The organism is Nocardia sp. NPDC101769 (assembly GCF_044766925.1).
Taxonomy (GTDB): Bacteria; Actinomycetota; Actinomycetes; order Mycobacteriales; family Mycobacteriaceae; genus Nocardia.
In genome coordinates this window covers 119,860-127,149 of the sequence record NZ_JBIWMX010000028.1, presented here as the reverse complement: position 1 = coordinate 127,149, position 7,290 = coordinate 119,860, and the positions used below count along the sequence as shown (strand labels likewise).

Sequence of the window (7,290 nt, the reverse complement as noted above, 5' to 3'; positions counted from 1 at the left end):
GGAACGAGTTTATGGTGAATCACCTTGCGGGAGAAGATGTCCAGCATCACCATCAAGTCGAAATAGACGCCTTTGTGGGGGCCTTTCAACTTGGTGATATCCCAGCTGAACACCTGGTTCGGCCCGGTCGCGACCAACTCCGGACGAGCCCGGGCGGGGTGGGTGGCTTGGCGGCGGCGTTCACGAACCTCACCGGCACCGCGCAGGATTCGATACATCGTGGAGATCGAACACAGATACCTGCCCTCATCGAGCAGTACCGCCCACACGTGAGCAGGGGATTTATCGACGAAACGGTTCTCGCGCAACACCTCGAGAACCTGTGCGCGTTCGGCGGCGCTCAGCGCCGCCGGATGCCGTGCCGACGGCCGGACCGGCCCCTGCAGTGGTGGTTTCGGGTGGGCTCGACGATGTCGGGTGGCACGGGATCTCCCAGCCAACCGGCAGGCCGCCACGACACCGATCAGGGGTTGAAGATCGGTCACTGCGGCGTCGATCATCGAGTCTGCTTGTCCTCGGGCCCCGAGTTCTTGGACAGCAGCTCCAAAAACTCGGCAAGTTTTCCCAAAACCTCGTTCGCTTGACGCGATTTCGCCAGTTCCGCGGTCAGCCGAGCGTTCTCGGCCTCCAACTTCTCCGCCCGCCGCTCCGCCTCGGACTTACCCGGTTTCGGGCCGGGTCCTTTGGCGGCCAACGCATTCAGCGCCCCTGCATCACGCTGCCGGGTCCAGTCGATCACATGCGAGTGATACAGGCCCTCGCGGCGCAGCAACGCGCCCTTCGCGCCGGACTCGGTCAACTGCTCGTACTCGGCCACGATCGCCGCCTTGTATTCGGCGGTGAAACTCCGCCGTTTCGGGCGATCGGCCCGAGGCCCCTTTTTCTTCTTGCCCGACACCGCACCATCATCCCCGGTGCCCAGGTCAGCAACGCTCAACGTCACGCTCGACAACTTCCGATCTCGCCCACATCGTCAGAGAACTACTTGATCACCATGTCTCGGACGAGAGTGACAGATAGGGCATCCCCGAAGAGCAGGTCTGCGTGATGCGCCACCTGTGGTTCCCCGACAAGACCCATGCCTGCGAGCGGTGCAGAGCCGCGCTTGGGTGAACTGACACACCTGGCGAACGAGACATGCTTGATGTTCTGTGGCGCAGCGCAATTGCAGGCTTGGACCGAGCATCTCGCAGGTCCGCAAGCCCTGCCCGGCGACCGGCACACTCGGCTTCGAGCCATCGTCCACACACTCATCCTCTGAGGCTGAGCCGACGATTCTGCAAACGCACTACATTGCCGCATACCGCGCTGACCGAACCGGCCAGCGCGGGGTGCCGGCGGCCGGAACCTGTTGTGGTTCAGAACGTCCGCTATTGCCGATTACACGATGTTCAGCAGCCAGTGAGAAGGCGGCTCCGGTGAGTGACCTCGCGGAAGATCGTGCGTCGCTGGCCGACGAATTCCACAGCACCCAGCGCCAAACTGCTGCGGTCGACTGTGCGGCTGCGCTGGGCGCGCACCTGTGGGCCTCGGACTATGGCGGCCGCCGCGCCGTCGACCTCACCTGACCGACCAGAACCCCGGAGGCGACAGCTAAACTCGACCGACTTCGCGTGCGTTGCCCTGACTGCTGCCCGTCCCGCGGGCTGCGCGCGCGGACGAGTGCACGCCCTCGGTGTAGATAGGACTACTTGCCAACGTGGCTGGATCTGAGCGCGGGCGGATCGCGCATCGCAAGCGGCGCAGCCTGAACCAGATGCAGGGGGACTCTGGCGAGGAGTTGGTCGCGGCGGCGTTTCCACGGCAGTGGTTGACCCGCAAGATCAGCGCCGATTTCGGGATCGATCTGCACGTCGAGGTCTTCGACTGGACCGACGAAAGCAGAAAAAGCGCCGACACTCTCGGAGAGCACCTGTTCGTCCAGGTGAAATCCCGTGCGACGTCGACGTTTCGGACGATAACACTCTGTGAACGTAGGAACGTCTCCAAGTACCGGCCGAAGCAGGCGAGCGGCGGCGAGTCCGCCCAGATCGAGGTCTTGCCCTGCGTCCTAGATGTCGATGAGGTCCTCACGATCGAGGCGATGGGCAACGCCACGCCCGTGCTGCTGTGTGTCGCGACAATGGATACCGGGCTCGTCTACTACGTGTGCCTCAACGACTACATTTCCAGAGTTCTACTACCCGGTAACCCTGACTTTGCCTCGCAAACGACAGTAACAATCCATGTGCCCACGCAGAACGTACTGGACCGCGATGATGCGAGCATCAACTACCTCTGGTTGCTCGCTCGCCGATCAAAGCTGTATTCGGCCTTCAATACCTTCAACTACCAGCACAACGAGATCCTTTATCTACTCGACGATCTGGACCACTACAGACACGAGATCGCTGAGGGGCCGAGCCCGCTACCCGACCACATCCTGGCCAGGGTCGAGTACTTCGTCTCCTCGAACCTCAGACTCGACATCTGGCGACCCATCGATCGTGGAGGCTGGTTCGTCTTGCACGATGCCCAAGCCCGATTCGTGGCGCTGCGTGAGCTGCTGCCTTCGTACCGGCAACCACTCGACGACATCCAGATGATCATGGCTGGCATCGAGATCCAGACCACCTTCGCCACGGCCGCCAATCTGAGCAGGATCTACGAAGAGTTGGTCCGGGAATGGCACCTACCGACATGGCATTCACACCTGGTCAGCAAGCCGCAGCAATCATCAACCGACCCCCGCCAGTAGCGAAGTGGCGAAGCAGCCCCGAACTGTTCGCATCAGGGATCGGTGGCTTGCTCGGGGTGACCGAACCTCTCGCGAAGGCGTTGAGCGCCACCGACTTCACCGGCTACCGCTTGGCTCCGGCGACGGGAGTTCCCACCGACTACCCCAACGATCATGGCGTCGACCCGTCGAAGCTGGTCTTTCCTGTCATCTATGCACTTCAGATCATCGGCCAACCCGGTGTCGATGATTTCGCCGAGACCTACAGGCTCGTATCTGCCGAGCGAGCCACCGACTTGCTGTGCACGCGTGACCCGGCCTTGGCCGACCAGCGCGGCGAGGTCGACGTCGATGGCCGCATGATCCGCGGCAGCATGTAGCCAGTCCGTGAGACGAACGCACTACTTTGCCGCATACCGCGCTGATCGAACCGGCCAGATGGCCGTGCTGGCGGAACGACAGAGCCCCCGCCCGGACACCGGACGGGGGCTCAGCAGAGTATCTACCAGCAGCGATACACGCACTGCCTTACTTCTTCGCAGACGCTAATCCGCTTCGGAACTCGACCCCATTGACATCCAATCGCTGCACGTCAAACGCAGTGGTCAGCACGCGACTCGCGTTCCGAAGCCGAATAACCTCTGCACACGCCCCCACTGATCCGCCCGCCGGCGGCCCCATCTCATCTGTGACGACTCGTGGCTGGCGTCCCAGGTGGAGTAGGTCGTCCAGCTGCCGCCTGCCTCGGCCCAGCCCTGGGTCTGGTAGCGGGCAGAGAATCCGAGTGCGTCGGCAACGGCGGCGGCCGGGGCTTGGAGGCGAACATCTCCGAGCCGGCCTCCCCCGTGCAGGCCGAGCCTGCGCTTTTGACGCTGCTGCCTACACTCGGGGGCAGCCGATAGGCACTTCCGCTCTGCATCGGCGCCCTCGTCGTGCCCGGCACCCAAGTTTTGGGGGCCGCCTGCGTAGTAGTCGTCTGATCGCGAAACATCCCCGCCCGTGGGGCGGGGATGTTTGTGGTCACGAAATTTCGACACCACCGCGGGGGGTTGCGATGGCAGGATCGGCGCGCCTCACCGCTGAGGTCGGTACCCTCGGAATCGCGTGTTGGAATGGGGCCATAAGCTAGAATTTCCGGTGATCTAGTGGTTTTCGAAGCTGCGGCTGATCTTCTTCGCCGCCCCCTTTCCACATTCGGTGCCGTACCGCTCGGATAAGGAACCACTGTGCGCGACGAGATCAACATCCAACCGAACTACAAGCAGTCGACGCTGCCCTGCGAAGGCAACGTCGGCGACCTGCTCGTGCTGACACCGCTGGGCGCCGAGGAACTCGACCACTCCACGCAGGGCCTGGCCAGCCTGTGGTTCTGCATCCGAGCCGGCGACGGGAAGCACCAGGCCGTGTGGGCGCGCGTGCAGTTCGACGGGGTGGCCAGTTGCGATGCCCCGATCCCGGACCCTCCGCAGAATCGCCCGCCGCTGAAACGCGGATAGCCGACCGCATTCCGCGACGAGATCGTATCCGCCCGAACAGATCTGGCGAAGGATGGTTGTGATGGCGAAATTCACGAGCAATACCGGAGCAGGCGAGCCCGCACTAATCGGCGGGTCCGAAGGTGACGGCATCATCGGGGAAACCACTGGCGTCCAGTCCACCTCCGGTGTGGTCGGCGTCAGCTCGAATGAGAACGGGGTCGGAGTGGGCGTGAAGGGAACCGCGGAGGGATTCGGAGCCGGCGTTGTCGGCCTATCGAAGCGGGACTGTGGGGTGTTCGGTACCCATGGAGACCCACATCTAGAGGAATGGATCGCGGGCTTACCGGACGCCACCAATGCAGGGGTCTTCGGTGCTAGCGAGGAGGGTCCCGGGGTCTTCGGTTATTCGCGCACCGGAGATTCGGGCTGGTTCAAGGGTAATGTCCGCATCGACAACAACTTGGTGGTCAACGGCGACATCTTCGTGCCAGGGGCCGACTGCGCCGAACTGTTCCCATCGATGGATCAGATCGAACCTGGGGACGTTGTAGTCCTTGATCGTGACGGTGCGCTACGTCGTAGTGATACCCCCTACGACAAGCGTGTGGCGGGTGTCGTTTCCGGCGCAGGCCGGTTTCGTCCGGGCGTGATACTCGACAGCCGCAGCACCGGCTCCGCGTATAGCGCGCCACTGGCGCTGATCGGCAAGGTGTACTGCAAGGTCGACGCGCGCGCGTATCCGGTTGAGGTCGGTGACCTGCTCACCACGTCCGCGACCCCGGGACACGCCATGAAGGCGAATCCGTTCGACGCGGCTGGCACCGTACTCGGCAAGGCCCTGGCCGACCTCGACACCGGAACCGGTCTGCTCCCGATCTTGGTGTGCCTGCAATGAAGGGCCGCTATTACACCTTCCCGGACACTCCGACGGGCCTGGTGTACGTGACGGAAAATTGCACGGCCGCGACCCAGGAGCTGACGGACCCGAACACCGGTGGCAGCCCGGTCGCGGCGGGCACCGCTTTCACGCTGGGTACCGGCCAGAAACTCACCCATCCGCATGTGAACCTGATCTTCTGGGGTGGCTGGTGGACGGGTAACCCGCTCACGAAGGAGGTCGAGAACGCTGTCAAGGGGTTGCTGGCGGGCCCGTACATGAGCTACTTGGCGCAATACGGTGTGCATCGCGGCGATCTGCGGGGCAGCACCTACGTGGCCGACCGCGAACCGGGGGTGGCGTTCACCGACGCCGACGTGAACAAGCTGGTCAGCGACCTGCTCGATGACGACCGGCTCCCGGAACCTGACGACAACTACCCGAACATCTACGCGGTCATCCTGCCCGCGAACTCCCAATTCGCCGGGTTGCCCGGGCTCGATCCGCAACCGCTACCCCCGGGCACGGTCTCTTCGATAAACGGCGACAACGCCCACTTCACTTGGCACGACTACGACCTGGGCGATGTCGACAACGACCCCGCCTACCGGCTGTGGGTCGGCAACGACGGCACGCTCGACTACATCATGACTGTGTTCTCCCACGAGCTGGTCGAGATTGCCACCGACCCCAACGGCGACGGCGTACTCCAGGTGTCACCGCCAGTCGCCGCCGCCCTCAGCCAGATCGGCGATGTCGGCACCGCCTGGTGCGACTATGTGCCCAAGAGTGGCCGCTGCCAGTCATATTGGTCGATCGCCGACAGCGCCCTGGTGCTGCCCAAGATGTATTCGGTCCGGCGCACTCTCGCCGGAAAGAACATCGGCGGCAAACTCCCGCACACCCCCAGCACCAAGGCCTGGATCGCGAGTCAGTTCTGAGGATGGCCCGAAAACCCGAAGCTGTCCCGAGCCACCTCCCAACATGTCGCCTGCGCGTTCGGGGTCTCGCGGGCCGCCCTACCAGCAGCGATACCCGCGCTGGACTACGTCTTCCCAGAGGCTAATCCGCTTGGGAACTCGACCCTCTTGACCTCTACCCACAGACGTGCGACGCGAGTCACCCGCGCGGAGCCGTGCACACCAACCCGGCAACGAAACACCTTGCTGCCCAACATCAACGCACTCGACAACGACCAGCTCGTCCAGACGCCGAGCTACGGGGTTCCACCTACACCGATCTACTGCTCGGGCCCACAACGCCATGTGCTTAGGGAGAGCCGGTCGACCCTCGGATGGACCGCGTGCCGCCTCGCGGGATGCCGCCACGGCCATCTCGTCCGGGCATTCGGTCGGTGCGGCACCAATGTGTTTCAGCGGAGGCCCTTGAGCAGTCAATTAACGCCATAGCGTTTTGACCAGGATATCTCGGCCCTCACCGCCGCCTTCTGGAACGTAATGGATCTTCCAAGGGCCACTCGTCTCCTGCATTAGAGAACCCCACCCGGAACCTACGTTTTTGCTGCCGTCAAAGCATTCCCAATTCATCCGACCATAAGAGGCAGACCAGGTAGCCCCGGAAATTAATACGCAGCGCAGGGTCGTCCTCGGGTTCTGCGGATCAACTACCTCAAGTGCCCATGCCTTAGCGCAGTCCTGACAAAATTCGACACTAGGTCGTTCCGACTTGCTCGGCATCTGGCCACCGTTCAATACGATAACTTCCACATCCCATGGGTTTAGCGGGCAAACTGTGATCGCACCTGAGGTCCAGCAGGGATCCATTATCTGATAGTTTTTAATAGAGCAGCGAAGAGAATCTGGATCAGAACTTCTCCAGCCGTATTGACATGACCCACTGTCAAAAGTTTTGACAACTTTTAGGCGAGGCGACAAGCGTCCGTCTTCTGCAAACGGCCGATAGAATCGAAGATCGGTACTCGCAGGGAGAGCCGGAGGCTTATCAGGTGACCAAAATTTATCCGATACCTTCCCGCTAATTCCGGTCAGCGTAGCAATCAAGACGGCAGATAGCACGCCTACGACCCAGACCAAAGCCTTCTTAACGCCGCGTTTCATCTTCGAGCTGTCGCCACCACTCCCACTAGGGTTCTTGGGCAGGCCAGGTCCGTCTTCCGCCACGCCATCAGTGTCGGTCACGGTCAGAGTGTGGCACGTCAGAGAAGGTGGCGACCAAACGACGCGCTCTGCTGTGAATCC

At 62.4% G+C, this 7,290-nt stretch carries 8 protein-coding genes and 1 pseudogene; 6 read left to right on the top strand and 3 right to left on the bottom strand.

Going from position 1 to position 7,290, the window contains the following annotated elements; all coding sequences use genetic code 11:
• Positions 1–311 (bottom strand): annotated as a pseudogene (locus ACIRRA_RS34060) (IS3 family transposase); the annotation flags it as partial.
• 185 nt (positions 312–496) lie between these two features.
• Positions 497–898 (bottom strand): transposase, encoded by a 402-nt coding sequence (locus tag ACIRRA_RS34055; protein WP_402776772.1) that lies wholly within the window; start codon positions 896–898, stop codon positions 497–499.
• Between the two features lie 520 nt (positions 899–1,418).
• Between ACIRRA_RS34055 and ACIRRA_RS34050 the strand changes: the two genes are divergently transcribed.
• From ACIRRA_RS34050 to ACIRRA_RS34025, 6 genes are all read left to right on the top strand, one after another.
• Positions 1,419–1,568 carry a hypothetical protein gene (locus tag ACIRRA_RS34050; protein WP_402776769.1) on the top strand — a complete coding sequence of 50 codons (150 nt, stop codon included), beginning with the start codon at positions 1,419–1,421 and terminating at the stop codon, positions 1,566–1,568.
• Between the two features lie 131 nt (positions 1,569–1,699).
• Entirely contained in the window at positions 1,700–2,737 is a 1,038-nt protein-coding gene (locus ACIRRA_RS34045; RefSeq protein ID WP_402776766.1) for a DUF4365 domain-containing protein, read from the top strand.
• Between the two features lie 47 nt (positions 2,738–2,784).
• Positions 2,785–3,096 (top strand): hypothetical protein, encoded by a 312-nt coding sequence (locus ACIRRA_RS34040; protein ID WP_402776765.1) that lies wholly within the window; start codon positions 2,785–2,787, stop codon positions 3,094–3,096.
• Positions 3,097–3,942: 846 nt separating this feature from the next.
• Positions 3,943–4,212, top strand: a complete 270-nt coding sequence (locus ACIRRA_RS34035) for a hypothetical protein (protein ID WP_402776763.1) — start codon at positions 3,943–3,945, stop codon at positions 4,210–4,212.
• A 61-nt stretch (positions 4,213–4,273) separates the two neighbouring features.
• A complete protein-coding gene (locus ACIRRA_RS34030; RefSeq protein WP_402776762.1) occupies positions 4,274–5,089 on the top strand; it encodes a hypothetical protein in 816 nt (271 codons plus the stop codon).
• On the top strand, positions 5,077–6,012 hold the full coding sequence (locus ACIRRA_RS34025) for a hypothetical protein (protein ID WP_402776761.1): 936 nt from the start codon (positions 5,077–5,079) through the stop codon (positions 6,010–6,012). The genes ACIRRA_RS34030 and ACIRRA_RS34025 overlap by 13 nt, the downstream gene beginning before the upstream one ends.
• 456 nt (positions 6,013–6,468) lie before the next feature.
• On the opposite strand, the gene ACIRRA_RS34020 is transcribed toward ACIRRA_RS34025, so the two are convergent.
• Complete coding sequence (locus ACIRRA_RS34020; protein ID WP_402776759.1) at positions 6,469–7,230, bottom strand: hypothetical protein; 762 nt, start codon at positions 7,228–7,230, stop codon at positions 6,469–6,471.
• Between the last annotated feature and the right edge of the window lie 60 nt (positions 7,231–7,290).

Coding starts and splice junctions, on each gene's coding strand:
- ACIRRA_RS34030 (WP_402776762.1), top strand. CDS start 4,274: ATGGCGAAATTCACGAGCAATACCGGAGCAGGCGAGCCCGCACTAATC.